Here is a 25626-nt window from a genome sequence, read left to right as displayed (position 1 = left end):
ACTGGGCGCGGCAACCCGCACCGAGGCGGCGGCCATCGCCTTCCGCGAAGGGTTGACAGGGCCTTTCTCTTCTTAGAGTGACGTCTCCTACACATCGCCAACGCCCGTTCGCGGTGGCCCAAGCGACAGGATGAGGCATCCACTTCGGGTACGCCAGGCGACGACAAGAAGCGTTCGATGCAACAAGAACAAGCAGCGACGAGGGCACAAGCCACTACGGCGGTCGACTCCAGCTCGATCGAGGCCACCAGGGTGAACAGGGCCGAGCGGTGCGAGCTGTAGTGCTGATCCAGCAGCGGAAGGTAGTTGTTGCCGAGTAGGCGGCCCGTTTCTGCCGTATTCCGGCTGCCCCCTGAAGGCTGGCGGGCTTTCAGCGCCGCTCCGCCAGGACGAGCAAGGTGCCGACAACGGTGCGCGTGGTGAGCGGCTCAGAGAGCACGCGAACGCCCGCCGCACCAAAACGACTGGCCGAGGTAGGTGGTAAGCGAGGCGCGTCGGGCCCACGGCGCTGATTCAAGCGAAGAACGCAGTGAAGTATGCCTGCGGTGCAGGCCGGGCATGGCCGAGGCCATCACCTCGAGGAGAAGACAAGGCCAAGGTCATCTACGACACCTGCTTCCCCTCACAAGAAGCGGTCGACGCCGCCGTGGGGCAGTGCATGTCCAAGGACACGGTAGAGCAGTTCGATCGCATTATGGTTGGCCAAAGGGTCTGCACAGGTCATAACCCCCATGCGGCCGGGTGGCCCTGACACTGCGACGCAGACGACCCCCGACGGCCTCCACTCTGCGCACTGGCGGCTGCATCACCCGGCCAGGGCGCTTTCCGCGACGGGCACGTTGGGAAACAACTCGAAGATGGTGTCCAGGCCAGTCCTGCGCAGACGCCGGGCCAGCATGCCGTGAACCCCGGCCAGAGCCAGCCGTCCGCCACTGGCCCGGATCGCCCGATGTGCCCTGACCAATGCGATCAGCACCGCCTCATCGCAGGTCCCCAGACGGCCGGCGTCCACGATGAGGTGCGGCGGCCTGTCGACGACTACCAGGGTGGCCAACATGTCATCCAGTTTTCTGGCCGCACCGGCGTCGAGCGCTCCAGTCAAGGTCACCACCAGCCCAAGCCGGGAGCCGAGCCGCACCTGCTGCACAGCTATCTGAGGCATCAGCCGCTCTTGGTCGCCCACGAACTCCGGGGAACTGCCCGTCATGCCACCCCTGTACCCACCTCCGCGAGATGTGTGCTCAGGCGGTGCCACGAATCTCCGCGGGAGCCGGAGGTAGCGCCGCAGGACTCAGTCATATGGAGCCACTACGCGATGTCGATGTCGGCCGCGCACATTCTTGCCTCGAGCAAAGTCGCCCGTCGTAGCGGCACGCGCCCGGCTCCGATGGCCCGGGCTGTGCAGCCCTCAGGCGTCTCGGCGGGGGAGCGCGTGACCGCTCGCCGGTGGCCGAGGACCGCCTTGGCTGGCGGAGTGTTTCAGGAGGTGCTGGTGAACGTGTAACGCTGCACCTGCCACGGAGCCGGGCAGGGGTCGGTGATGGCGTGGGTGCTGGCCCTCACCGGATGATCGGCAGTCGACCGGGAGTGTCCGGCGCAGCCTGCATGACGCGGGAGAATCGCCCAGCTCGGCTGGAGCCGCCTCAAGTCCTTCAGAGGTTCCGGGACTGGCGGAGGGCAGACTGGAGGTCGAGCGATGGCGCCGCTGCCTGGATGGGCTAACCGAGCTGCAGCGTGCGTCGGTCACCGTCGTTGACGGCGCCAGCGCTGATCTGCGGTTCGAATCAGCAAATCACCGCTGGGAATGGTCAGAGGAAGGGTGTGCACTTCTCGGCGTACTGTGGCGAGTCCGCCCACAAGCACACCTTGACCGCCATGCCTCTCCTCCGTTCGCGCCGGGCCCCGGGCTGCCGAGCGTGCCAACGCAGGAAGTGAGCTGTGGGCTGGTGATCTGTGGGGGGAGGATCCGTTCACCCGGTCATCGGCTCCTGGACTGGTGTTTCGGGTAGGGGCATGCTGGGCGGGCTCCGAGAGCTCTGGCGCATCGGCGGTAGGACATTAGGGTGTGCCCATGAGTACAGTTACAGAGGGTAGGCTTATACACACTCTCCGACATGATTTCCCGGCATCACTCGTAGTCTTTCTCGTCGCAGTGCCCCTGTCGCTGGGCATCGCGATGGCCGCCGGAGTGCCGCTCGGGGCCGGGCTGATCGCAGCTGCGGTCGGCGGCATCGTCGCAGGCTGGCTGGGCGGCTCGCCCGTCCAGGTCAGCGGCCCCACAGCGAGCCTGGTCCTGGTGATCGCGGGCCTGGTACACGCCTACGGCTGGCGAGCCACCTGCCTGATCACGATCCTGGCCGGCGCAGTGCAGTTGCTGCTCGGCGCCTTCAAAGCGGCCCGGGCCGCACTGGCGGTCTCACCTGCGGTCGTCCACGGAATGCTGGCCGGCGTCGGCATCATCATCGCCCTGGCCCAGCTACGCGTGGTCCTGGGTGGCAGCCCCCAGCATTCGACGCTGGCCAACCTGATCGAACTACCCGGCCAGATCCTCGACATGCACGGCCACAAGGTGATGGTCGGCGTGCTGACCATCACCGTCCTGCTGGTCTGGGCGAGGCTGCCCCAGCATGTCCAGGCCATCCCGGCGCCCCTGGTGGCGCTGCTCGTGGCCGCCGGCACCGCCTGGGTGTTCGGCTGGAACGTTACACGCATCGACCTGTCCGGAGCGATCACCGCGTGGGCACCGCCGGAAGTGCCGGTGGGCGACTGGCACCACGTCGCCGGCGCAGCACTGCTCATCGCCCTGCTGGCTGGGGCCGAGTCGCTCCTGTGCTGCGTGGCCACCGACGCCAAGCACACCGGTCCCCGCGCCGACCTCGACCGTGAGCTGTGCGGTCAGGGCGTGGCCAACATGGTGAGCGGGACCCTGGGCGGGCTGCCCGTGGCCGGCGTGATCGTACGCAGCACCACCAACGTGCAGGCCGGAGCGCGCAGCCGATGGTCCGCCATCCTGCACGGTCTCTGGGTCCTGCTCTTCGCCCTCTGCCTGGGCTGGACGATCAAGTTCATCCCCATGGAGGCCTTGGCGGCCCTGCTCGTCTTCATCGGCATCAAAACGATCAGCCTCGGCCACGTCAGGAAGGTGCACGGCCACAACGAGGTGCCTGTCTACCTGGCGACCATGACGGGTGTGATCCTCGTAGGGCTGGCCGAGGGCGTCCTGGCCGGGCTCGCGCTGGCCGCGCTACTGGCGCTGCGACGACTGACACGGGTAACAGTGGACAAGCGGGCCGAGCCGGACGGGCGCGTGCACACGACCGTCTCCGGCTCGCTCACCTTCCTCGGGGTTCCGCGCCTGACTCAGGAACTGCGGACGATCCCGGAGGGCGCCGTCGTGGACCTGGACCTGAACATCGACTTCATGGACAACGCCGCCTTCGAGGCGATCCACTCCTGGCGGCTGGACCACGAACGCCTCGGCGGCACGGTCACCATCGACGAACTGCACGACGAGTGGTACACGATGGCGGCCGGTGGCGGACGCATGTTCCCCGCCAAGAGCCCACCCAAGGCACCGGGACGCTGGTGGCTGCCCTGGACACACCGCCGCACCGACTCGACCACCACACCCGTCGAATGCCAACTCATCCAAGGCGCTGACGAGTTCCACAAGCGCACGGCCCCTCTGCTACGGCCCATCTTCACCGAACTGGCCACCGAACAGCGCCCCTCGCACCTGTTCATCACCTGCGCCGACTCCAGGATCGTACCCAGCCTGATCACCTCCAGCGGCCCCGGAGACCTGTTCACCGTGCGCAACGTCGGCAACCTCGTGCCGCGCGCCGCCTGCGACCCGAGCGATGATTCAGTGGCCGCCGCCATCGAGTTCGCCACCAGCGTGCTGTCGGTGCACACCATCACGATCTGCGGCCACTCCGGATGCGGCGCCATGACCGCCCTTCTCGACCGATCCGCGACCACAGCGGAGCTGCCCCGGCTGAATCGCTGGCTCCGACACGGCGACCCCAGCCTGACTCGCCTCCGCGCCGACCACCACGACCGCGACGCGGCACTGGATGCGCTGTGCCGACTGAACGTCCAGCAACAGCTGGAGAACCTGAGGACCTACCGCCAGGTCGACGACCTGTTCAGCGCGGGACAGTTGAAACTCGTGGGCCTCTACTTCGACATCGCCTCAGCACGGGTGCACGTACTGCACCCATCCCCCTCAACGGGTGTCCCCACGCTCCTGCCCCCAGAACCGAACCCCCGGTAGACCCTGCACACGCGTGCTCGGCCAGAGCATGGCACGCCAACGCATCGACGCCAAGGGGCTGTCCGGCCGCCTGGGCGGATCGGGCCAATCCCATCCTCACGGGTACGACCCCGACCCCGACCCGCGCCGCCGCCACGCCAGGTGGGCGCCCTCCCCGGCGATCCGCAAGCTGACTGCCACAATGTGGAATGGCGCCTGGGGGTTTTCGACAACGCCACGCGGAGCCGTTCGGGGATCGCTTTGTCTGGCTCGAGTCATCCATCGGCGAACGCCCTGAGCGCCCCACCGCCATCTTCGACGGCCGGTGGGCGCGCAGCCCCCCGCCCGGGACCCGCCCCGGGCGGGGGAGCAGGAAGCGGCACTTCAACCTCCCGGCACTCGACGCTGTAGCATCCGGCAGCGTAGTCACTTACGACTGGAATTCGTCTACCGCAACGCGGACGGCCAACCGTCGGCCACACTCGGCGACCTCGCCGCCTTCGTCGAGACAGCCCGCCGTATCGGCGCGGCCGACGCCACCCAGCTGGAGAACGCCTGTGACATGCCCGAGGGGGAGCCTTACGGCTGGCGCGTCGAAACGGATGACGCGCAACGAGCATCCGCGCCTGACCGCAACGTATCGCTGCCGGTCGCGCTGGCAACCCACCTCTTCCAGTTCGTCGGCGCCATAGCGGACGGAGATGGCGACACCCGCGGGATTGTCGAGGAGGCTGCGGACCTGCGTCGTCACCTTCTGCACGTCCTGCTCAGAGAGCAGCTCGACCTGGACGAGGACTCCGTGCCTCAGCCGCGTCCCGGCCGCCCATAGGAGTCATTCGTCACCGGTGCCCCCTCCGCCGGGAGCTTTATGGCTGAACCACAGCCGGTGGTCTTCTCGTCTCGGGCTCCACCTGTGAAGTGCGGCTCGCGCCCAGCCGCAGCGCGAACAGATCGCGCAGGACACGACAGCCGACAGGTGAGCTCACCAGCGATTCTGCTAGCTCAGGGTGGACGTCCATGCCTTGGAGATGTGGCAGGCGTACCTGTCGCCGTACACGACTGATGCCTCCGGATATTCTGTGCCTGAGTTCCGTGACCTCCACGGCCCGTAGATGGTGATCGAGTAGGGATAGGTGGCCGAGTCGCACCTCGCTGCGACGCGATATTTTCCGAATCCCCTGAAGCAGATGGTACGAGCCAGGTTGCTGCCCGACCGCACCTCGGGATGACAAGAATCGACGGCTGCGTGGGCAGCTGGGCTGAGCACGCCCAAAGTGGTCGCGGCCAGGGCGGTCGCGGTCAGTACGCGCAGAGAAGTGAGCCGGGACATCGATCCCTCTTTCCACGGGTCTTGGGTTGGAGCATTTGTCAGCAGAGCCGCTGCAGCTACACAGATGTCCACACCCGGACGATGTGGCAGCCGTATCTGTCGCCGTCCACGTACGACCTCGGCGCTTCCTTGGTGGTCGTCTCCCGCCACTTCCACGGGCCGTACACCGTTATGGAGTAGGGATAGGTGGGTGAATCGCACTTCGCCGCCACGCGATACCTCCCGAATCCGGCCTTGCAGTAGGCTGCTGCCTCGTTGCCGCCCAGTTTCCAGGCGACGCATTGGTCGACGAGGGCCTGTGCGGGGCTGCTGAGCACACCGAGTGTGGCGGTGGCCACGGCGGTCGCGGTGAGGACTCGCAGCATGCCGAAGCGGGTCATCCTTTCTCCCTCCATCGTTTGGAGTGCCTGGCCCGGGCGTTCACACGGAGGTCCATGCCCTGACGATGTGGCAGTTGTAGTTGTCGCCGTTCACGGTCGACCTGGCGGGATCCTTGGTCCTTGACTCCCGCCACTTCCACGGGCCGTATATCGTGATCGAATAGGGATATCTGGGGGAGTCGCATTTCGCTGCGACGCGATATCTCCCGAACCCGTAGTTGCAGGTGGCCGCCGCTGAGTTGTCGCCGTACAGCCAGCCGCGGCACTCTTCGACAACCGCCTGTGCCGGACTGCCGAGCACTCCTAAGGTGGCTGCGGCCAAGGCAGTCGCGGTGAAGGTCCGCATGACATGATGGCGGGTCATTTTTCCCTCCGGAATGGATGCCGTTCCGCTCGATGACTCAAGATCGAGCGGAGGATTGCTGCTGCGCATCGCACTGGCCAATGACTGCGCCAGAGTGCGAGAATTTCCGGTGAATTGATTATCTGCCATGCCGCCGTTGATTCTTGCCCGCATCATCGCAGCAGTAGCCACAGGTTCACCACACGTCGACCACATGCCCCCACAGAGAGCCCGCCAAGGGACGGGAGAGGTCGGAATTCAGCGCCTTACTGCTTCGGTGATACTTCGCGGCAATGTGCCGGGTCTGCGTTCCCACGCCCCGGCGTGCCTTCCCGCGCCAAGACCGCCTGATCGAACAACTGCACAACCTCATCCAGCACCTGAGCCGCCGACTGGACCACCAACGTCACAGGAACGAATACCGGCATTCTGGCTCGCGCCGCTGCAGCGCCTGCGCCCTCAGACGGGGCTCTCTTGGCCAGAACCGGCGCCGCTTCGCTGGCAATACGGACATATCCAGCACATGGGCGTCCATCTGGCGCAGAAACTCCACTTCGCGACCTCGGCCTTCACTGCGACCGGCGATGCTTCCACCGGCCCTTGCTCAGCCACCGCAGCCGACTTATCTCGATCGCCAAGTCGGTCACCGGCAGCCCGTCCAGCACAGGGCGGGGATCTTCAATTCGTACGCCAGCTGATCGAACATCTCGGCCTGTGCGACCTCGCGAGCATGCGCAATCTGCTCCGCGACGGTCACCGCCCCGGCCAGATCACCTTCGCCCGAATCAGATACTCACGCGTCGGCGGGAACCACAGCGTCGGCGAATCGTGCTTCATTATCAGCGCCACAGGAACTCATCCGGTTCCTTCAGCTTCAGCGCCGTCGCCGTCCGCCACCCCAGTACTTCGCCACAGCTGCAGGTGATCCGTACGGATCATCATCCGCCGCCTTAGGATCCGATGACATCCGGTTCGACGCCAAGTTGCTCGGCCAGCCGCGCCACCGCTGACCCGGCGCCGATACCACACCGTCCCGAACGAAACCCCAACCAGGCAACGTAACAGCGCACTGGATAGCTCCAGCCCGTCTACCGGCCCTCGGCTCCGACCGGTAGCAACAAACGCCGAGCCTGCTGGGGTCAACGCGGAGAACCGGAACAGCTCCTCTCGGCCGATCTCAGGAACTCCGCAGGGCTTCTAACTCCTGGTCCGTGAACACCCGCGTCGCCAACCGGGCCACCCCTTGACAGAGCCCGAAGATCCTGCTCAGAGCCTATCGGGCTGGTACGCTCGGATTGGCCGCGAGTACTACGGTGACCCCGAGATGTTTCGGACCTGGTCGCGCGGACCCTGGTGGGAGCGGGCTCCAGGGAGGCTTGGGTCCGTCAGGATCAAGGCCACCGCAGCGGAGCCTCCAGCAAGTCGCTGCGGGCTCGTGAAACCTAGGTAGCCTCGATCTCCAGCACGACCGCGTCCGCGATGAGCAGCCGTGGAAGGGGAAGGCCGACCGCGCTCATAACCTGACCCGAAAACGTGCCGTCCGGTGCCTGGAAGGCCGAGTGGGTATGCAGTTCCGGGCAGACCGAGACGTGGTACCGGGTGCCGGGATCAAGGCCGGGCAGGCGCAGCCGCAGGGGAGTGGCCGCGACCGACGTTCCCACCTGGGCGTAGCAGAACACCGCGCGGTCGCGGTTGGCGGAGACGACGCCGTGCACGAGTACCGAGGGGTCGGGGTGGTCCACGCGGACCGTGGTCCCGCTGTGGAGCAGTCCACGCAACCGGCGGTAGGCGGCCGTCCAGGCGGCCAGCTCGGCGAGCTCGTCCTCCTCGCACGCGGTGATGTCCCACTCGATGCCCGCGTGCCCGAACAGCGCCGTGGCGCAACGGAAGGACAGCCGGGTGGTACGGCCGGTCACGTGCGTGGTGGCCGGGCCGACGTGGGTGCCGACGAGCTCGGGCGGCAGCAGCAGCCCGGTCCACCGCTGGATGTGCTGACGGTCCACGGGGTCGTTGGTGTCGGAGGCCCAGACGCGGTCGGTGCGTTCGAGGATGCCCAGGTCGACCCGTCCGCCGCCGGAGGCGCATGATTCGATCTCGACGCCGGGGTGCCGCGCGCGCAGCTCGTCGATGAGCGCGTACGTGGCGAGCGTCTGCCTGCGCACGGCCGCCGTCCCCTCATGGACCGCCTCGACCAGGGGGCGGTTGTGGTCCCACTTCAGATAGGCGATGTCGTACTCCTTCAGCAGCGCATCCAGGCTGTCGCGGACGTAGGCGTACGCGCCGGGATGGATCAGGTCGAGAACGTGCTGGTTGCGCACCGGGCGTTGCAGGCGCCCGGGGGCGGCCAGGACCCAGTCAGGGTGGGCACGCGCCAGCTCGGAGTCGAGGTTGACCATTTCGGGCTCGACCCACAGACCGAACTCCATCCCGAGGGATCTCACGTGGTCCACCAGCGGGTGCAGGCCGTCCGGCCATGCCTCGGCGTCGACCTGCCAATCGCCCAGGCCCGCCTTGTCGTTGCGGCGGCCGGTGAACCAGCCGTCGTCCAGGACGAACCGCTCGACCCCGATGCCCGCCGCCGTGTCGGCGAGCTTCTTCAGCCGGTGCAGGTCGTGGTCGAAATAGACGGCCTCCCACGTGTTCAGGTGGACCAGACGGGAGGAGGTGGGATGCCCGGGACGGGCGCGCAGGTGGCCGTGCAGTCGGGCGCTGATGCCGTCCAGCCCTTCCGCGGAGTGGATGAAGTAGACCCAGGGGGAGGTGTAGGTCTCGCCCGGCGCGAGCCTTACCTCTCCTGAGGCGAGAAGCTCGCCGCCGGCGAGGACGCCGGGAAAGTCGGGGTGGCGCTCGGCGTAGTACTCGCATCCGCCGCTCCACCCCACATGCACCGCCCACACCTGGCCATGACGGAAGCCGAACCCGGGCGTGCCCGCCACCAGCAAGGTCGCCGCGTCGTGGCCCGGCCGCCCCTGCCTGCCCTCGCGGCCATGCGTGCCGTAGCCGAAGCTGTGGCGTTGCGGCGCGCGCTCGTTGCCCCAGCGGCCCGTGAGGTCCAGTAGTTCTGTGGCCTCGTCGGGGACGGGCAGGACGGCGCGGAGCGCCGCCACGGTGTACGGAGAGTCGCCGTCGTTGCGTACCTGGTGCCGCATGCGCAGCACGCCGTGCTCGTCCATGATCAGCTCGCACGCCACCGCGACGCCCGCCTCGGCGTCCGCCGCGCCTATGGTCGTCTGTTCGGTACGGCGAAGCCGCAGATGAGGGAACTGCCCGGCACGATCGCCCGCGAGACCCGGTCGGCCAAGCCAGCCGTCCGCCTCCAGCGGAAGCAAGGGGAAGGCGTTCTCGGCGCGGGGGACGGCATCGGCCTCAGGCAGTTCCACGCCCCAGTGGAGGACGCGGGGCAGCGCATGGCCGTCGAAGTCCAGCAGGAGCGTGGTCCCGCCCCCGGTCAAGTGGTGTGGCAAGAAGAGTCCCTTTATGTAGCTAGCGGCTGGCTGAGATGAGGTCCTGGATGGCGACGACGGCGGCGCCGCGTGCCCAGTCGTGGAAGGTGATCTCGCGGACGGTGAGTCTGGCGCGTGCGGCCGACCCCATGGTCTGCCTGGCGAAGCCTGCGCGGATCGCCGGCTCCATCAGGTCACGGGCCGCGCTCAGCCCTTCTCCGGTGACCACGATCTGTTCTGGCCCGAGGAGGTTGGCGACGGTCGAGATGCCGACGCCCATGGCGCTGCCCGCCTTCTCGAACACGGCCTGGACGACGGCATCGCCGGACCTGGCGAGGGCCAGCGCCTGCTCCAGGGACAGGTCCGCCCGACCGGTCCCCTCGCGCGCGGCGGCGAGGACCGCGTCGGCCGCGGCGACGGTCTCCAGACAGCCGGAGCCGCCGCAATAGCAGGGCCTGCCGCCGAGCTCGACCGTCGTGTGCCCAAGCTCACCCGCCACCCCGTAGGCACCGCTCAGCAGGACGCCGTCGAGAATGAGACCGCACCCGATCCCGCTGCCGACGGTGACCAGGACGAGTGAGGTGGCGCCGATCCCCACGCCGAACCAGTGCTCCGAGGCGGTCAGCGCCTTGACGTCGTTCTCCACGCTGGCTCTCGGCAGGTGCGTGGTCATGCTCACCAGGTCGGCCAGCGGCACGTCATGCCAGCCGAACATGGGCGCATGCCGTACGACTCCCGACCGGCGGTCCACGTCGCCGGATACCGACAGGCCCAGCCTGGTGATGCCGCCGTCCAGCTTGTCCAGCAGGGTGCTGATGCCCGCGATCACCTCGGGCACGGTGCACGAGGCGAGCTCGATGCGCTCCTCGGTCTGGATCTGCGCGGTGAGGTCGGTGGTCACCCCGATCAGCTCTCGAGGCTTGATCATGATGCCGGCGATCCGCTCTCGGTGCGCGCGGACGGCCAGCGGGCTGGCCGGACGGCCCGCGCCGGGTCCCGTGCGCTCCTTGTCGGGGAGCTCCTCCAGATAGCCCGCGTCGATCAGCGGGCGTGCCGCCTTGGTGACCATCGTCATGGACACGCCCAGCTGCCGGGCGATGTGACGACGGCTGACCGGTCCCTGGGACAGCACGGCATAGAACACCGCGACTCCGGTCGGTGACAGTGAGCTGTCCAACGTCATGGCTGAACGATAACGCAAATAATTAGACAACCGAAGGATTGAATTATGGCAAGCCTGCTTCTAGGCTGCGTGCACCCGTTCCTCTCCTCGGAGGAGATATGCACATCACCCGACGCCACGCCCTGGGCATGCTCGGTGCGAGCCTGCTCACCGGCTGCGCGATGACCGGGGGCGACAGTAGTGCGCCGGCAAGCAAGGCCCCCGCCGGCAAGGTCACGCCGGACAACCCCTTCGGCGTGGCGGACACCGGAAGCGCCGAACTCGCCTACTTCAAGGGCGGCAGCCCGAACTACCTCGCCGAGTCCGTCGAGCCGCTGCTCCAGAAGAAGTTCCCCAAGGTCAAGATCCAGCGGACCACGACCGAGCGCATGGCGCAGACCCTGCAGCCGCGATTCGTCGGCGGCAACCCGCCCGACTTCATCGACAACGCCGGCGCCGATGCGCTCAACTTCGGCGCCCTCCTTCAGGACGGCCAGGTTCTCGATCTGACCGCCTTCTACGACGCGCCCTCGATCGACGACCCGAGCAAGAAGATCAAGGACACGCTGCTTCCCGGCTCGTACGACAGCACGCTCGTGGACGGCGTGCCGTACACGATCTCCTTCGTGGCACGCTCGTTCGGCCTCTGGTACAACGCCAACCTCAACCTGGAGGCGCCCAAAACGTGGGACGCCTTCATCAAGCTGTGCGAGGAGCTCAAGAAGTCGGGCGTCACGCCGTACGGCTTCGCCGGGAAGAACGCCGCCGACTATCAGGCCGAGGCCATCCTCACCTCAGCCGTGAAAGCAGGCGGCCTCGAACTGGCACGCGCCATCGACAACCTCGAAGACGGCGCCTGGCAGGCCGAGGGCGTCAGGCAGGCCGCCGAGGCATGGGCGGAGATCGGCGCGCGCTTCTCCGACAAAAGCTTCGAAGGGCTCATCCACACCGAGGTGCAGCTACGGCAGAACCAGGGCAAAGTCGTCTTCTATCCCTCGGGTGACTGGTTGGAGAGCGAGCAGCAGAAGACCACGCCCAACGACTTCCAGTACACGATGACGCCCACCCCCAGCCTCACCTCTTCCGACAAGCTCCCCGCCGTCGCCGTCTACGCTCTGCTGGGCAGCAGCATGTTCGCGACCGCCAAGGGCAAGAACCCGGCCGCCGCGCAGGAGTTCATGCGCCTGATGGTCTCCAAGGCAGGCGCCCGCGCCTACACCGAGGCCAGCGGCTGGCTCACCACCGTGCCGGGCGCGGCGGACGGGCTCGACCTGTCACCCGGCACCCTCGCCAGCCAGCACGCCCTGGCCGCAGCCGGAGAGGCCAACGCGCTGATCACCTGGAGGTGGAACGGCTGGTACCAGCCGCTGCTGACCGAGATCAGGGACGCCACCAACGCGCTCATGTTCGGCCGCGCCACAGCGGCGCAGTTCACCGAGCGGATGCAGAAGAAGGCCGACGAGGTCAAGGCGGATCCCGCGATCAAGAAGTACAAGCGCTGATCATGCGACGTGGCGGATTCCTGTTCATCGCCGGGTTCCTCGCGGCACCCGTCGCCCTCTACGCGGTCCTCGTGATCGGCCCCTACCTGCAGGCGTTCCAGATCGCGCTGACCAACTGGCGTGGCGTGTCGGCCGGTGCCGACTTCGTGGGACTCGACAACTTCGCCCGGATTTTCCAGGACGACATGTTCTGGAAGGCCCTGCGCAACCACGGCCAGATGCTGCTTGCCGTACCACTCATCACCCTCGGCATGGCCCTGCTGTTCGCTTTCCTCCTCAACGTGGCAGGACGGCGCACGAAAGGGCTGCGGGGCTCGGGGTTCTACCGAGTGGTCTTCTTCTTCCCCCAGGTGTTGTCGCTCGCCGCGGTCGGCGTGCTGTTCCAGCTGGTCTACCGCCCCGACGAGTCTGGCATCCTCAACAGGCTGATCACGGGGCTCGGCCTCGAACCGGTGGGCTTCCTCACCGATCCCTCCCTCGCCCTCTGGTCGATCATCGGCGTGATGATCTGGTCGGGCGTCGGTTTCTACATGGTGCTGTTCTCCGCCGGCATGGCGGCGATCCCGACCGAGATCTACGAGGCCGCCGAACTCGACGGCGCTGGCCGATTCCGCGTCTTCTTCAGCATCACCGTGCCGCTGCTGCGCAACACGGTGCAGGTGGCCTGGGTCTATCTCGGCATCGCGGTCCTGGACGGCTTTGCCCTGGTCCAGGTGCTTTCGGTGAACAACGGCGGGCCCGACGGCGTCACCTCGGTCCTCGGCCTGCAAGTCTGGCAGCACGCCTTCGGCAACTCCACCTTCGGCTACGCGTCGGCAATGGGAGTGGTGCTGTTCTTCATCATCATGTCGATCACCGTCTTGACGATGCGCGTCACCAGGCGAGAGCCGCTGGAGTACTGATGGGCGCACGAGTTTTCAACGCCATAGCCCACTTCATGCTTGCGCTGTGGGCGGTTGTGGTGATCATCCCGCTACTGCTCACCTTCCTGGGCTCGGTCAAGGACATCAGCGAGCTGTTCGGCGACCCGTTCACGCTGCCTTCCTCGCTGCGCTGGGACAACTGGGTCAGGGCCTGGGACACCGCCAACGTCGGCCAATTCATGCTCAACAGTGTGGTCGTGGTCTTCTTCGGCGTGGCGGGCACCATGCTGCTCGGCTCGATGGCCGCCTACGTGCTGGCGCGCTACGAATTCCGCGGCAACCGGTTCATCTACTACATGTTCGTCTCCGGTCTCACCTTCCCGGTGTTCCTGGCGCTGGTGCCGCTGTTCTTCGTGGTGAAGAACCTCGGCCTGCTGGGCACACACACCGGGCTGATCCTGGTGCACATCGCCTACTCGCTGCCGTTCACGATCTTCTTTCTGGCCGCCTTCTTCAAGACGCTGCCGACCAGCGTGGCAGAGGCGGCGTTCATGGACGGCTGCTCGCACGCCCGGACCTTCTTTCAGGTGATGCTCCCCATGGCCAGGCCGGCCGTGGTGAGCGTGACCATCTTCAACATCCTGGGCCAGTGGAACCAGTATCTGCTCCCGCTGGTGCTCCTGCCCGGCGACGCCGAGGACAAGTGGGTGCTCACCCAGGGCATCGCCAGCATCTCCACCGCCGCCGGCAACCAGGCCGACTGGGGCGCGCTGTTCGCCGCTCTGAGCATCACGATCCTTCCGATGCTGGTCGTGTACGTGATCTTCCAGCGGCAGATCCAGGCAGGACTCACCCAGGGCGCACTGAAGTAGCCCACCCCCCATAGGAGTGACACGAATGAAGAACAAGACCTTCCTCCCTCTCCTGGCGGCCGCGACGCTTCTGGTCCCGGGCACCGCCGCGCAAGCGTCGTCACCCGAACCCGTCAGGCTGGCACCTGGCGTGACACTCACGCAGCTCATGCTGGGTGCGAAGGACTCCGGCGACTTCTGGACCGTCCACGTGTACCTGCCGGCCACGATCGACGGCCCGCTGGACCGGGCCGGGACGGGGCTGGGCTCCAGGGAGATCGCAGACCGGGTCAATGCGGCGCTGATCGCGAAGGGCTTCGAACCGCGCCTCGAGCAGGTCGTGCTGCCCGCCTTCGCCGACCATCCAGGCGGCGCGCTCGGTTGGATCGTCCGCATCGGCCGGTACGACACCGCCGCCGAGGCCGCCGCGGGCCTGGCGAAGGTCAAGGCGGCCGGTTTCACCGGAGGCACGCGCTACACAGCGCAGGACGGCACCGACGCGCAGGCGCCGCAGAAGGTCCACGTGCTCCGCGTCGACTTCCGCGAATTCCGCGGCACGGTCGACACCGACTTCGGACCCACCCTGAACGAGATGGAGACCCTCACCGACCTGCTCTCCTCGACCGGCGCGGTGGCGGGCATCAACGCCCAGTGGTTCCTCAACAGCTCACCCACCGGCCTGTACGTCAAGAACGGCAAGCTCATCGGCACCGCCACCCAGGGACGCGGCGGCATCAAGCTCACACACGGTGGCCGCCGGGTGGAGGTCGACTCCTACACCGCCCACTTGACGCTCCGCGCCGGTCGCGAAACCGTCGAGCTCGATGGCGTCAACCGGCTCCCGGGAGAGATCTGGAACTGTGGCGGCGTGGGCGGCGACCAGCCCACCGAGAAGGCCCGGCACGACTTCAAATGCACCGATGACAGCGAGCTCATCCGCTTCACCCCGGAGTGGAACACCCCGCCGTCGGGCGAGGGGGCCGAAGCCGTGCTGGACGCCCGCGGCATGGTCCTCGCGGTCAACTCCACGCGCGGCGCCGCCGTGCCGCCCGGCGGGTCGACCATCCAGGCGATCGGCGACAGCGCCGCCTGGCTCCTGGCGAACGCCAGGCCGGGCCGCAGGCTGACTGTCACCGAGCGGGTCGAGGACGGCCGCGGCCGCCACGTCCCGCTCACCGACGACACCACGATCGTCCAGGTCGGCCCCACACTCGTCCGCGACGGGCGGATCTCGGTCAACGCCGCCGCCGACGGCATCGTGCGCGACGACGCCGACCAGACGTTCACCTACAACTGGACCGTGCGCGCTAACCCGCGCTCGATGATCGGCATCGACCGCCGCGGCCGCTTGCTCCTCGCCGTCGTCGACGGCCGCCAGGACGGCTACAGCGAGGGCCTCAGCATCACTCAGACGGCCGACCTGATGAAGCGCCTCGGCGCGGTGCAGGCCCTGAACCTCGACGGCGGCGGCTCAAGCGTCATGGCCACCGCCCGATCCGGCATCATCAACCGCCCATCCGACGCCACCGGCCAGCGCACCCTGGGCAGCGTCTTCCTCATCCGTCAGGGAAAGTGACCCGAACACTGACGTGGCTCTGCGGCGGACAGCGGGCTGATCTCAGAGCCTGTCCGACACGTTCCGGGGGGCGTGGCCAGCACCCGATAGGCCGCCGGCCGCACCGACAGCCCGCCTGATCGTCATTTGGCGGGCATGAGAACGGTGTCGATGATGTAGACGGTGGCGTTGCGGGTGGGGACGTCGCCGCAGACGACCTTGGCGTCGCCGACCCGGTAGTCCTCGCCTGAACCGCTGGTGGTGACCTTGCCGCCCTGCAGCGTGGTGAACGTCCCGTTCGCCAGGTCGGCGGGCGTCTGGCGGCCTTGGACGACGTGGTAGGTGAGGATGCCGGTCAGTGCTTCCTTGTCGGCCAGCACCTTGTCCAGCGTCTTCTTAGGGATCTTGGCGAAGGCGTCGTCGGTCGGGGCGAAGACGGTGACGCCGTCGGCGGCGTTCAGCGTGTCGGCCAGCCCTGCCTTCTGTACTGCGGTGACGAGGGTGGACAGCACCGGGTTGTTGGAGGCGGCGGTGGCCACCGGGTCGTCGGCCATGCCGGTGAAGCTGCCCTCGCCGGAGGCGGGGACGGCCGAGCAGGCCGGGCCGAACGGAGCCGCGGCGGCCGACGGAGATGCGGACGGTGAGACAGATGGAGAGGCGGACGGTGCGCTGCTGGTCGGGGAGGCGGAGGGAGCCGCGCCCGCGTCGGTCTGGCCGCAGGCGCTCAGCGACATCGTCATGGACACGGCCAGGGCGATCAGGGGCAGGGTGGCAGTGGCGCGCTTGTTCGTGATCATTTCGGTTCTGGGTCCTTGTCGGCGTGATGTGGGGGAACGAGCGGGCCCGCCATCCGGCGGGCCCGCCGGATGGCTACTTCTTGGGCATGAGAACGGTGTCGATGATGTAGACGGTGGCGTTGCGGGTGGGCACATTGCCGCACACGACCCGCGCGCCGTTGACCTGGTACGTGGATCCGGTGCCGCTGGTGGTGATTTTGCCGCCCTGCAGCGTGGTGAAGCTGCCGCGTCGCAGGTCGGCGGGTGTCTTGCGGCCCTGGACCACGTGGTAGGTGAGGATGCTGGTGAGCTTCTTCTTGTTGGCCAGGACCTTGTTCAGCGTCTTCTTGGGAATCTTGGCGAAGGCCTGGTTGGTGGGTGCGAAGACGGTGATGCCGGCGGCGCCGTTGAGCGTGTCGACCAGGCCCGCCTTCTTCACCGCGGTGACCAGCGTGGACAGCGCGGGGTTGTTGGAGGCTGCGGTGGCCACCGGGTCGGCGGCCATCTCGGTGAAGCTGCCTTTGCCCGTCTTGGGCACGGCCGAGCAGGCCGGGCCGAACGGGCGCCGGGCGGCCGTCGCCTGCTTCGCGCTCGGCGCGCTCACGGCGGTCGCCCCGGCGGGCTCCGTGGTGGGCTCTGCTGTGGCGTGGGCGCCGGAGCTGATCGCGGTGATGGTGAGGGCCAGGGCGAGGACGGGCAGCCCGGTGACGGCGTGACGGATGTTCATGTTTCTCCTGTGAGGTGGTGCGGATGGACGTTGAGGGGAGATCAGGGGACGGTCACCAGGACCGAGTGCCAGCCGGTGGCGCCGTCGGGGTGCGGCGGCACGCGTTCGGCCGGCTGGGTGTGACCGGTGGCGTCGGTGGCGCGGACTTCGAGCCGGTGCTGGCCGGGCGTGGCCTGCCAGGTCGTCCGCCACTGCCGCCAGGTGTCGGGGCCTGCGGAGGCGGCCAGGCCGGCCTGCCACCAGGCGCCGCCGTCGACGCGGAGCTCGACGGCGGCGATGCCGCGGTGTTGGGCCCACGCCGTGCCGGCGATGGTGACGGGCCCGGCGGGCACCTCGGCGAACGGCTTGGGCACCTCGATGCGGGAGGCGGTCTTGATCGGCGCCTGTTCGGCCCAGCCGCGCCGGGTCCAGTACGCGCGCTCGTCGGTGAACCGGGTCAGCTTGAGCTCGGTGACCCATTTGGTGGCCGAGACGTACCCGTACAGGCCGGGCACGATCATCCGTGCCGGAAAGCCGTGCACGGGAGGCAGCGGCCGGCCGTTCATCGCGACGGCCAGCAGCGCGTCGCGCCCGTCCAGCACGGTCTCCAGTGCGGTGGAGGCGGTCCAGCCGTCCGCCGAGCGCGACAGGATCTGATCCGCGCCGGCCTGGACGCCGGCCTCGCGCAGCAGGGTCGCCAGATCGATACCGAGCCAGCGGGCGTGCCCGGCGTAGGGGCCACCGACCTCGTTGGATACGCAGGTCAGCGTGATGTCACGCTCGGTGAGCGGTCTTGTGAGCAGGTCGGCGAAAGTGAGTTCGGCCGGGCGATCGACCATGCCGTGTACTCGCAGAGTCCACTCGTGGTGCGGTACGCGCGGGATGACCAGCGCGGTGTCGACCCGGTAGAAGGCGTCGCCGGGAGTGGTGAACGGGCCGAGCCCCGGCACGTTCAGATCCGCCCCGGCGGGCAGTGGCCTGGCCGGGTCGGCCGGGCCGGGCAGCACCAGAGCGCGGCCGTCGGCGGCGCCTTGGCGGGCGGAGGTGATCGCCCGGCCCGCGCCGCCGGCTAGGACGGCCACACCGAGCATCGCGGCTCCCCGTGTAAGCAGGGCCCGCCGATCGGCCCCGCCGGCGAGGGCGGGGCTGTCGTGGCGGACGAGGTCGCCCAGCGTGGCCCGGTTTCCGGGGGGTGTTCTGCGGGCGTACAGCAGGGCGAGCGTCCCGCCCATCGCCCCCACCGCGGCAGGCAGGACGTCCACCCGGAGGGAGCCCGGCCGTGACAGTGCGGCGGCCCCGGCGAGCGCTGCGAGCCCGACAAGGGCTCCGATGGCCAGGCGCGGTCGCCGGGGCGCGGCTGCCCCGATGGCTGAGGCCCCAGCCACGACTACCACCGTCAATCCCAGGAACAGGACGAGCTTGTCCTGGGCGCCGAAGGTGCGGATGGCGAAGTCCTGCAGCCACGCCGGGCTCAGGTCGACGAACACCGCTCCCGCGGCGGGCAGCGGACCGGCCGCAGGCCGCTCGATCAGCGCGGCGGTCAGCTCCGCCATGCCGAGGGCCAGGGCCGCGGCCGCCACGCCGAAGGAGGCCGCCACGACGCGGGTTCGGTTCTCACCAGTCACATCAGTGCTTCGGAGCCACCTGCGAAACGGATGGGTGCCGGCTTCCCCCAGTGTCCGGGATCAGGCTGCGGGCACCTCCACCACCAGCAACGGCGTGGTGGTCGGCTGCCGCGAACCACCGGCCGGCTCCACGGTGACCCCGACCCGGCCCACCTCGGCCCCGGTGGCGGCCAGCACCGGCACGGTGCCGCCGGAGCCGCTGGAGGCCAGCAGGCCGGCCGAGGTGATCCGCCCCGGCGCGATCCGCCACAACTGGTAGACCCGCCCCTGGGGTGGCTCACCCAAGCCGGCCGCCCAGAACACCATCGCGCCCTGCGAACGTGACACCACCACCGTGCCGCGCCCGTCCCGGCCGGCGGCCGGGGCAGTGACCGTCCGCGCATCACCGGCCGTCAGCACCGCAGTGATGCGCTGCTCGGCGTGTCTGGCCTGGTCCAGCTCGTGCCGGGCCTCGATCGTGGCCGCCCCGAGTACTGCCGTAACGGCCAGCGCCGCCGCCGCGCCCACAGCCGCCAGCCATGGCCGCCACGCGACCCGCCATGCCCGGCGAGCATGCGCCACCGCAACCACTGACGGGGGAAGCTGCCGTACCTGCTCGATCTCGGCCAGCACCCGCGCCCGCAGGCCGGTCGGAGGGTCGGTGGCGACCGCCGCGCCGAGGAGCGCGACCGTCTCGGTCAGCGTCGCGATCTCCTGCTCACACTCGCCGCACGCGGCCAGATGCCGCTCGAACCGCCGCCGCTCCGCCACGTCGTCGACGGCGTCCAGCGCATAGGCGCCCGCCAGGGTGTGCGGGTCGACCCCTTCGGTACGCGCCCTCATCGGTCCACTCCCAGGCAGTCGCGCAGCCGGATCAGCCCGTCGCGCATCCGAGTCTTCACCGTTCCCAGCGGTGCTTGCACCAGCTCGGACACCTCCCGGTAGGAGTAGCCGCCGTAGTAGGCGAAGGTGACCGACTCACGCTGCAGGCCGGTCAACCCGTCCAGGCAACGGCGCAGCCGTTCGCGTTCCAGCCTGCCCACCACCAGTTCCGGCACCTCGTCGAAGGGCCGATGCGGCTCCAGCCGGGCCGCACGCTCCTCCCGGTCCAGTCCCGACTGCGCCGAACGTACCCGGTCGATCGCCCGCCGGTGTGCGATGGTCATCACCCACGCCATCACCGATCCCTTGCCCGGCTCGTAGCGGGCGGCGCCGCGCCACACCTCCACCAACACCTCCTGGGCCACCTCTTCACTGTGCGCCCGATCCCGCAGCACCCGTAGCACCAGCCCGAACACCCTCGGCGCCAGCGCCTCGTACAACCGCTCGAACGCCGTACGGTCACCCCTGCCAACCGCCTGCAGCAACTCCTCCAACCCCGGTGGACCACCTCCCGGGCGATCCTCGTCCACCGGCGACCGGTCACGCGCTCCCATGCAGACCCTCCTGCCCATGCCGGCACAGCACCGGCCATCGGAGTTTCGGAGCCGACCGCGTACCGGATGGGTCTTCGCACACGGGCATTCAGCAGGTCGAGGCCGATCGATCGGCCGGAGGGGCGCACTGGCGACTCGGAGCAGTTGGAAGGGCCCGTTGTGAGCCCCTGCGGGATCGGATCACCGACAGTGCAGCCCTCCTGCCAAGACACAGGCCGCCGCCGGCGTGAACAGCGGGAGGTGAAAGGGGCGCGTCATGGTTACTCGGTCAGTGCCGGCGACCAGAGCTGCCCGCAGTTCCCCCTCGACTTGCCTGCGACAAGTGACGACCTGGCCATAGAACACATGGTCGGCACGGCCTGCGCCCTGTTCGGCCGAAGCTGCTCGACGCTGCCAGCTCTGTACCTGCTGACCTGCTCGGACGGCCCGCACCGCTCATGGTTGTCCCCGCGTTCCTCGACCTGTGGTCCGCCTGATCAGGGTCCGCTGGAGGACCGAGCGCGATGACCGCGAGCTCAAACCGGCTTGGGCCTGAATCACATCGAGGAGCGATGTGAGTTAGTCCGCGCTCGGTCGCCACCCGCTCTGGACAGATTCCTCCGCACATGGACCCCTAGGGAGATGGCGCTGGCAGGCTCTGTAGGGCTTGGTCCAGGGTGGGATGGAGGGGGATTATCTGATCGAGAGCGGTGATCTTGAAGATACGAGCGGCTCTTTCGTTCACGCCACAGAGGGCGAACACGCCGTCGCCCTTCACGATGCGGCTGCGCGCCGCGAGCAGGATGCTAATCCCGGTGGAGTCGAGAAAGTCCAGGCGGGTCAGGTCCAAGATCAGGTGGCGGTGGTCGGACTGGACCAACTGCTGGAGGTCGGCTCGCACCTGTTCGGCGCTGGCATACTCCAGGTTTCCCACGACGGCGAGCACACACAGGTCAGTGCGACCGCTGTCAGTGGCAGGGACGAAGCGGACGGCGTCAGTGTCGGTGTGGGTGTCGCTCACGAGATGGCCTTCGTAGGGCTGGCGGTCGGTGGGATGCTCAAGGCGAGTATGGCGGTGTCGTCGGCGAGGCCGGGCCCGAACCCGTCCAACACGCTTTCGAGGGCGGCGACCAATTCCGGGGCGGAGGCGCCGGTGAAGCTGCCAACCAGAGTGATCAGGCGGTCTTCACCAAAGAGATGACCGTCGGCGACGCGGGCCTCGGTGAGACCGTCGGTATACATCAACAGCGCATCGCCCGGCTGCAAGTGCACCTTGGTGGTGGTGAAGCCGGCATCCTCCATCAGGCCGGTGACCATGCCGCCGATCAGGCTCACCGGCTGCACCTGTCCGGTGGATTGCAGGTGGAGCGCGGGAGGATGACCGCCAGCTGCCAGCTCCACCTGGACGCCACCTACGGCGATGCCGAGCGGAGAGGGGGTCAGCAGGCCGAACAGCACCGTGCAGTAGCAGGGATCGCCGTCGGTGTACTCGTGCAACATCGCGGTGTTGAGCTGTTGCAGCACGATCACAGGATCGGTGTCCAGTTGGACAGAGACGCGCAGGCTGTAGCGCGCCAGGGCGGTCATAGCGGCTGCTTCGGAGCCTTTGCCGCACACATCGCCGATGAAAAACGCCCACCGGCCATCGTCGAGCGGGAACAGGTCATAGAAGTCGCCGCCCACGTCGTCGGCGGAAGCGGTGTGATAGGCCGCTGCGGCGTGGACGCCGGGTAGCTTGGGCAGGACGGGAGGCAGCAGGGCGCGCCGCAGGGTGGCCGCCAGCTTCTTCGTTTGCCGGCGTTCCCGCTCGGCTTGGGCGGCCCGCTCGGCTTCGAGCCGGACCGCGGCCATGGCTGACAGTCGCAGTTCCAGCGAGTCGGCCACCATCCCGGCCAGCTCTGCTAAGACGGCGGCCTCCTGGTCGCTGAAGGCGCGGGGACGGATGTCGAGCACGTTGACGGTGCCCAGCCGATACCCGTCGACGGTGGTGATCGGCGCAGCCGCATAAAACTGCACGCCCAGGTCCCCGTGCACGAGTGGATTGTTCAGCGTGCGCGGGTCGGCAAGGGCGTCGGTGACGACGTACGGCTCACCTTGCAAGATCGCTGAGGCGCACAGGCCGGGATCCCGCCCGATCTCGGTCACACCTTCGGGCAGCCCCTGCTGGGCCTTGAACCAGATCCGGTCTTCGTCCACGATCGTCACCGTGGCGATCGGCGTGTCGAACAGGCGTGCCGCCAGCGCCGCCACCCGGTCGAAAGCCCCATCGGCAGGAGTGTCCAAGATGTCGTAGCGGCGCACCGCCGCCAGGCGCGCCTGCTCACCCGCGACGTCAAGCGGTGCCACGTTCTGCCCGCTCATCCAACCTGCCTCATGGACCCGGGGACACGTTGTAGGGACATGCTGTGCTGGAGCTGCGTGGTGCTCGCCTCTCTCAACCAAACTCCTTGAGCTGTGCAACGACACCACCCGGCCAGTGGCACAGGTGACGTCCCCTGCCAGGCCGACCTACCCCAATTGAGCAGCCACAGCCGGTATCAACCCATTATCACCAAAGAGGAAGTATGGACGCCGTCACCCCGGCAAGACTTGGCACGAAGTCCAGCAGAGGGCTTCGTCTCGGCTCGTTGCACGAGGCGGCGCTTCTGTCTGGGCATTCTTCCTGTGACAGAGCAGCCTGCCCGGTACAGAGAGCAGGACAGAGGACGGCCACGGAAGTAGCGCTCAACCACATGAGCGCCGAGGAACTCCTCCTTCAGACGGTCGACCCGGAAACCTCCGACACCCACCGGCTGCGGTTACGCGAACGCCTGGTGGAGATGCACAGCGGGATGGTGCGCGAGACCGCCCGCCGCTACGCCTACAGCGGCGAACCGCTCGAAGACCTGTTGCAGGCCGCCTACGTCGGCCTGATGAAGGCGATCAATGGCTTCGACGCCAGCCTCGGCCATGACTTTCGCGGCTACGCGGCCGTTACCATGCTGGGCGGGTGAAGCGGCATTTCCGCAACCGCACTTGGGCCGTCCGGGTGCCGCGCATCTACCAGGAACGCCGCTCGGAGCTCAACCAGAGCATCTCCGACCTCACTCAAGTGTTCGGACGATCGCCGACCGTCGCCGAAACTGGCGGACAAAAGGAGCATCACCGCGGAAGAGGTGCCGCTCGCCCTTGAAGCCTCCACCGCTAACCGCACCCTGTCTCTCGACGCACCGGCCAAGAGCGACGAATCGGCCAGCCTCGGCGACCTCCTGCCCGAACACGACGAATCATTGACCATGTTGATCGACCCGCACGCCGTCAAGCCACTCATCGACGCGCTGCCGCACCGGGAGAAGAAGATTCTGCTGATGCGCTTCTACGGCAACATGACCCAGGCCGAGATTGCCGCCGAGCTCGGCATCTCCCAGATACACGTCTCCCGCATTGTGCGCGCTGTCCTGACACAGCAACGCAAACAGCTTTCCACCTGACGGCACCACTGCGTCGAGCGGGGCACGGTCGAGCGGGGCACGGTTGACAGCCAGGACAACCGTGCCCCGCCCTCATTCGCCAGGACCGGGAGAAGATCCGTAACACCTGGCCAGAAACAGGCCCCTACCCTCGCCGCAGGCCATGGAATCGAAAGGATTCCTTACTCATCGTCCCCGGCCAGAGAGGGCGTCGCGCATGCGGTCGACCAAGCCGGTGCCAGGCGCCAGCAGTTTGTTACCGGGCGGGGTGTCGGGGGCGGACGGGTGCGGCCGGGTGGGCGCCATCTTCTTGGCCCGGGTCACCTTGCCGCCCAGCTCGATGAGCTGCTCGCCGGAGCAGGCCAGCCGCAGGCGAGGGAACAGGTCGTTCTCCTCTTCGTCGACGTGGTGACGGATCTGCTGCATCAGCGAGCGCAGCGTAGGCCAGAATTCGTCGTCGGCCGGCTCCAGCGCCTCCAGCCGCTTCATCGTCTCCTCGGCCTCGGCATGCTCAGCGATCTCATGGTCGGCCAGTTCGGGCCCGCCCGGCATGTGCTCGCGTACGGCCGGGTAAAGGTATTCCTCCTCGGCGACCGAGTGGCGGACCAGCTCGATCACCACCTTCTCGGCCAGCGTCTTGGCCTGCTCGCTGGCGTCGCCAGCCATCTGTTCGAGCTGGGAGAACATCTGCTCGACTTCGCGGTGGTCAGTGACCAGCACGGTGATGACGTCCTGCTGCTCGTCTTGTTGCTCGCCCACGTCGAGATCCTCCTTGGGGGTGACGTCTGCGGGCAGGAGTCAGCCCGTCAACCAGGCGGCGCGCCCCTGCCCGGCCTTCTCGTGCCCGGTGACAGAGGCCGAAACATGCACGATGCCACCGCGTTCGTCGCGAGCGTCGACGTCCAGGTCATCCAGCCAGCGGCCGCCCTCGGCCAGGTAGCGGAAGCAGATGCTGGTGCCCGGAGGCAGCGTCACTGTGGCGGTGTGGGTGCCATGCTGGGTACGGGTCATGGGGTGGGCGCGGGGGTCCCAGTGGTTGAAGTCACCCACGACCGACACGTGCCCGGGAATCTCCGCGGGCAGGGTGAAGATGACATCGACCATGCCGTCGCTGTTCGGCTCGCCTAGCCTGATCACCTGGGGCCTCTCCAGACGCGTCTCGGGTGGTAGGGGCGCACCTCGCCGTCAAATGCTGCAACAAAGCCACGGCATCGGGGGCCGAGGCGCGCCTTGACACCATGAGAAGACGCGGAAGATGCGTAGGCAGGGTCGACACAGCGTTAGAAAGCGATCTTGGCGAGTGCTTGCCCGCTGTCTTGCCTTGCGCGTCGAGCCGCCGGATACCGCGTGACAGATGGCACCCGCCGGTTTGATGTAGTTCGGGTGGCGCAGGCCTTCTGGAACGCACCTGCGGCCAGAACCCGCCGCCAATATCGTCCGGCACTGCGCCGTAGCGACAGGGCCAGAGCGTTGAGTGCCTGTTCCGGAGGCGTGGATCTTGCCCTGGTGAGCAGTTAGTGGACTGCGGCAAGTTCTTCGTTCTTGGCTGGGTGCAGATCGGTGAGAGTGCTCTGCGTGTTCCCTAGACTGCGTCTCATGATCGGGATTGAGGACATCCGTCAGTGTGCCATGGTGCTTCCTGAAGTCGAGGAGGCGACGCACTTCAGGCTTCCGTCGTTCAAGGTCGCGGGGAAGCCATTCGCCGGAGTGGAGAAGGGCGAGACCACCGCCATCGTGTCCGTAACTCAGGCGGACGCGCAGACAGCGGTCACCGAAGAGCCGGAGATCTACGAAGAGGTGTGGCGCGCGGGTGGACCGCACGGCCGGATCTTCGTCGGTCTCCGCGTCGTCCTGGCAAAGGTGACGGCAGAGCGTATGCGTGAACTGGTGGTACTCGCCTGGCGTAACAAAGCGCTCAAGCGTCTGATGATCGCATCCGACGAAGTCAGTGAGTTCTCCCGGCTCTCGGGGGCCGATGCTTGAGTGCCGCAT

The 25626-nt window shown here is 67.8% G+C and carries 23 protein-coding genes; 9 read left to right on the top strand and 14 right to left on the bottom strand.

Going from position 1 to position 25626, the window contains the following annotated elements:
* Positions 1-805: 805 nt before the first annotated feature.
* Positions 806-1207, bottom strand: a complete 402-nt coding sequence (locus KME80_RS35905; RefSeq protein WP_219511447.1) for an STAS domain-containing protein — start codon at positions 1205-1207, stop codon at positions 806-808.
* Between the two features lie 864 nt (positions 1208-2071).
* Here KME80_RS35905 and KME80_RS35900 point away from each other — a divergent pair.
* Both KME80_RS35900 and KME80_RS35895 read left to right on the top strand, forming a co-directional pair.
* Positions 2072-4276 carry a SulP family inorganic anion transporter gene (locus KME80_RS35900; protein ID WP_219511445.1) on the top strand — a complete coding sequence of 735 codons (2205 nt, stop codon included), beginning with the start codon at positions 2072-2074 and terminating at the stop codon, positions 4274-4276.
* A 304-nt stretch (positions 4277-4580) separates the two neighbouring features.
* Positions 4581-5084 carry a hypothetical protein gene (locus KME80_RS35895; RefSeq protein ID WP_219511444.1) on the top strand — a complete coding sequence of 168 codons (504 nt, stop codon included), beginning with the start codon at positions 4581-4583 and terminating at the stop codon, positions 5082-5084.
* 557 nt (positions 5085-5641) lie between these two features.
* Here KME80_RS35895 and KME80_RS35890 read toward each other — a convergent pair.
* The 4 genes from KME80_RS35890 to KME80_RS35875 all read right to left on the bottom strand — a co-directional run bounded on the left by KME80_RS35890 (position 5642) and on the right by KME80_RS35875 (position 10934).
* The gene (locus KME80_RS35890) at positions 5642-5965 is read right to left on the bottom strand and encodes a hypothetical protein (protein ID WP_219511443.1); all 324 of its coding nucleotides are present in this window, start codon (positions 5963-5965) and stop codon (positions 5642-5644) included.
* A gap of 40 nt (positions 5966-6005) precedes the next feature.
* Positions 6006-6500 (bottom strand): hypothetical protein, encoded by a 495-nt coding sequence (locus KME80_RS35885; protein WP_219511442.1) that lies wholly within the window; start codon positions 6498-6500, stop codon positions 6006-6008.
* Positions 6501-7750: 1250 nt separating this feature from the next.
* A complete protein-coding gene (locus KME80_RS35880; RefSeq protein ID WP_219511440.1) occupies positions 7751-9772 on the bottom strand; it encodes an alpha-galactosidase in 2022 nt (673 codons plus the stop codon).
* Between the two features lie 19 nt (positions 9773-9791).
* Entirely contained in the window at positions 9792-10934 is a 1143-nt protein-coding gene (locus KME80_RS35875) for an ROK family transcriptional regulator (protein ID WP_219511439.1), read from the bottom strand.
* Between the two features lie 98 nt (positions 10935-11032).
* Between KME80_RS35875 and ngcE the strand changes: the two genes are divergently transcribed.
* The 4 genes from ngcE to KME80_RS35855 are packed head-to-tail and all read left to right on the top strand — an operon-like array spanning position 11033 to position 15705.
* Entirely contained in the window at positions 11033-12415 is a 1383-nt protein-coding gene (gene ngcE, locus KME80_RS35870; RefSeq protein ID WP_219511437.1) for an N-acetylglucosamine/diacetylchitobiose ABC transporter substrate-binding protein, read from the top strand.
* Between the two features lie 2 nt (positions 12416-12417).
* Complete coding sequence (locus KME80_RS35865; RefSeq protein ID WP_219511435.1) at positions 12418-13317, top strand: carbohydrate ABC transporter permease; 900 nt, start codon at positions 12418-12420, stop codon at positions 13315-13317.
* On the top strand, positions 13317-14150 hold the full coding sequence (locus KME80_RS35860) for a carbohydrate ABC transporter permease (protein WP_219511433.1): 834 nt from the start codon (positions 13317-13319) through the stop codon (positions 14148-14150). The genes KME80_RS35865 and KME80_RS35860 overlap by 1 nt, the downstream gene beginning before the upstream one ends.
* Before the next feature lie 25 nt (positions 14151-14175).
* The gene (locus KME80_RS35855) at positions 14176-15705 is read left to right on the top strand and encodes a phosphodiester glycosidase family protein (RefSeq protein ID WP_219511431.1); all 1530 of its coding nucleotides are present in this window, start codon (positions 14176-14178) and stop codon (positions 15703-15705) included.
* 122 nt (positions 15706-15827) lie between these two features.
* On the opposite strand, the gene KME80_RS35850 is transcribed toward KME80_RS35855, so the two are convergent.
* From KME80_RS35850 to KME80_RS35820, 7 genes are all read right to left on the bottom strand, one after another.
* Positions 15828-16481, bottom strand: a complete 654-nt coding sequence (locus KME80_RS35850) for a fasciclin domain-containing protein (protein ID WP_246646322.1) — start codon at positions 16479-16481, stop codon at positions 15828-15830.
* A 73-nt stretch (positions 16482-16554) separates the two neighbouring features.
* Complete coding sequence (locus tag KME80_RS35845; protein ID WP_219511429.1) at positions 16555-17187, bottom strand: fasciclin domain-containing protein; 633 nt, start codon at positions 17185-17187, stop codon at positions 16555-16557.
* Positions 17188-17228: 41 nt separating this feature from the next.
* Positions 17229-18791 carry a molybdopterin-dependent oxidoreductase gene (locus KME80_RS35840; protein ID WP_308126067.1) on the bottom strand — a complete coding sequence of 521 codons (1563 nt, stop codon included), beginning with the start codon at positions 18789-18791 and terminating at the stop codon, positions 17229-17231.
* Between the two features lie 60 nt (positions 18792-18851).
* Positions 18852-19613 (bottom strand): anti-sigma factor, encoded by a 762-nt coding sequence (locus KME80_RS35835; protein WP_219511428.1) that lies wholly within the window; start codon positions 19611-19613, stop codon positions 18852-18854.
* A complete protein-coding gene (gene sigK, locus KME80_RS35830; RefSeq protein WP_219511424.1) occupies positions 19610-20206 on the bottom strand; it encodes an ECF RNA polymerase sigma factor SigK in 597 nt (198 codons plus the stop codon). Before sigK ends, KME80_RS35835 begins: the two co-directional genes overlap by 4 nt.
* 613 nt (positions 20207-20819) lie before the next feature.
* Positions 20820-21206: an STAS domain-containing protein gene (locus KME80_RS35825; protein ID WP_219511422.1), complete on the bottom strand. Its 387-nt coding sequence runs from the start codon at positions 21204-21206 to the stop codon at positions 20820-20822.
* Positions 21203-22546: a PP2C family protein-serine/threonine phosphatase gene (locus KME80_RS35820; protein ID WP_219511419.1), complete on the bottom strand. Its 1344-nt coding sequence runs from the start codon at positions 22544-22546 to the stop codon at positions 21203-21205. The genes KME80_RS35825 and KME80_RS35820 overlap by 4 nt, the downstream gene beginning before the upstream one ends.
* 371 nt (positions 22547-22917) lie before the next feature.
* Here KME80_RS35820 and KME80_RS50985 point away from each other — a divergent pair, with 371 nt between their 5' ends.
* Together KME80_RS50985 and KME80_RS50980 are read left to right on the top strand one after the other, a co-directional pair.
* A complete protein-coding gene (locus KME80_RS50985) occupies positions 22918-23178 on the top strand; it encodes a sigma-70 family RNA polymerase sigma factor (RefSeq protein ID WP_246646321.1) in 261 nt (86 codons plus the stop codon).
* A 162-nt stretch (positions 23179-23340) separates the two neighbouring features.
* Positions 23341-23655: a sigma-70 family RNA polymerase sigma factor gene (locus KME80_RS50980; RefSeq protein ID WP_308126066.1), complete on the top strand. Its 315-nt coding sequence runs from the start codon at positions 23341-23343 to the stop codon at positions 23653-23655.
* Positions 23656-23820: 165 nt separating this feature from the next.
* Here the strand turns inward: KME80_RS50980 and KME80_RS35810 are convergent, their stop codons facing one another.
* Both KME80_RS35810 and KME80_RS35805 read right to left on the bottom strand, forming a co-directional pair.
* Entirely contained in the window at positions 23821-24393 is a 573-nt protein-coding gene (locus KME80_RS35810; protein ID WP_308126065.1) for a hemerythrin domain-containing protein, read from the bottom strand.
* Between the two features lie 39 nt (positions 24394-24432).
* A complete protein-coding gene (locus KME80_RS35805; RefSeq protein ID WP_308126064.1) occupies positions 24433-24771 on the bottom strand; it encodes an isoamylase early set domain-containing protein in 339 nt (112 codons plus the stop codon).
* Positions 24772-25230: 459 nt separating this feature from the next.
* Here KME80_RS35805 and KME80_RS35800 point away from each other — a divergent pair, with 459 nt between their 5' ends.
* A complete protein-coding gene (locus tag KME80_RS35800) occupies positions 25231-25617 on the top strand; it encodes an MmcQ/YjbR family DNA-binding protein (RefSeq protein WP_219511417.1) in 387 nt (128 codons plus the stop codon).
* The last annotated feature ends 9 nt before the right edge of the window (positions 25618-25626 follow it).

The sequence above is a fragment of the Nonomuraea ceibae genome (genome assembly GCF_019396325.1).
GTDB classification, from domain to species: domain Bacteria; phylum Actinomycetota; class Actinomycetes; order Streptosporangiales; family Streptosporangiaceae; genus Nonomuraea; species Nonomuraea ceibae.
Note: the sequence above shows the minus strand (reverse complement) of the source record. Positions and strands in the feature narration are given on the sequence as shown.

What these genes read in the sequence shown, in the direction of transcription:
- KME80_RS35800 (WP_219511417.1), top strand. Translation starts at nt 25,231, where the DNA reads ATGATCGGGATTGAGGACATCCGTCAGTGTGCCATGGTGCTTCCTGAA.
- KME80_RS35855 (WP_219511431.1), top strand. Translation starts at nt 14,176, where the DNA reads ATGAAGAACAAGACCTTCCTCCCTCTCCTGGCGGCCGCGACGCTTCTG.
- ngcE (WP_219511437.1), top strand. Translation starts at nt 11,033, where the DNA reads ATGCACATCACCCGACGCCACGCCCTGGGCATGCTCGGTGCGAGCCTG.
- KME80_RS35865 (WP_219511435.1), top strand. Translation starts at nt 12,418, where the DNA reads ATGCGACGTGGCGGATTCCTGTTCATCGCCGGGTTCCTCGCGGCACCC.
- KME80_RS35900 (WP_219511445.1), top strand. Translation starts at nt 2,072, where the DNA reads ATGAGTACAGTTACAGAGGGTAGGCTTATACACACTCTCCGACATGAT.
- sigK (WP_219511424.1), bottom strand. Translation starts at nt 20,206, where the DNA reads ATGGGAGCGCGTGACCGGTCGCCGGTGGACGAGGATCGCCCGGGAGGT.
- KME80_RS50985 (WP_246646321.1), top strand. Translation starts at nt 22,918, where the DNA reads ATGAGCGCCGAGGAACTCCTCCTTCAGACGGTCGACCCGGAAACCTCC.
- KME80_RS35820 (WP_219511419.1), bottom strand. Translation starts at nt 22,546, where the DNA reads ATGAGCGGGCAGAACGTGGCACCGCTTGACGTCGCGGGTGAGCAGGCG.
- KME80_RS35890 (WP_219511443.1), bottom strand. Translation starts at nt 5,965, where the DNA reads ATGACCCGCTTCGGCATGCTGCGAGTCCTCACCGCGACCGCCGTGGCC.
- KME80_RS35845 (WP_219511429.1), bottom strand. Translation starts at nt 17,187, where the DNA reads ATGAACATCCGTCACGCCGTCACCGGGCTGCCCGTCCTCGCCCTGGCC.
- KME80_RS35850 (WP_246646322.1), bottom strand. Translation starts at nt 16,481, where the DNA reads ATGATCACGAACAAGCGCGCCACTGCCACCCTGCCCCTGATCGCCCTG.
- KME80_RS35860 (WP_219511433.1), top strand. Translation starts at nt 13,317, where the DNA reads ATGGGCGCACGAGTTTTCAACGCCATAGCCCACTTCATGCTTGCGCTG.
- KME80_RS35835 (WP_219511428.1), bottom strand. Translation starts at nt 19,613, where the DNA reads ATGAGGGCGCGTACCGAAGGGGTCGACCCGCACACCCTGGCGGGCGCC.
- KME80_RS35875 (WP_219511439.1), bottom strand. Translation starts at nt 10,934, where the DNA reads ATGACGTTGGACAGCTCACTGTCACCGACCGGAGTCGCGGTGTTCTAT.
- KME80_RS35905 (WP_219511447.1), bottom strand. Translation starts at nt 1,207, where the DNA reads ATGACGGGCAGTTCCCCGGAGTTCGTGGGCGACCAAGAGCGGCTGATG.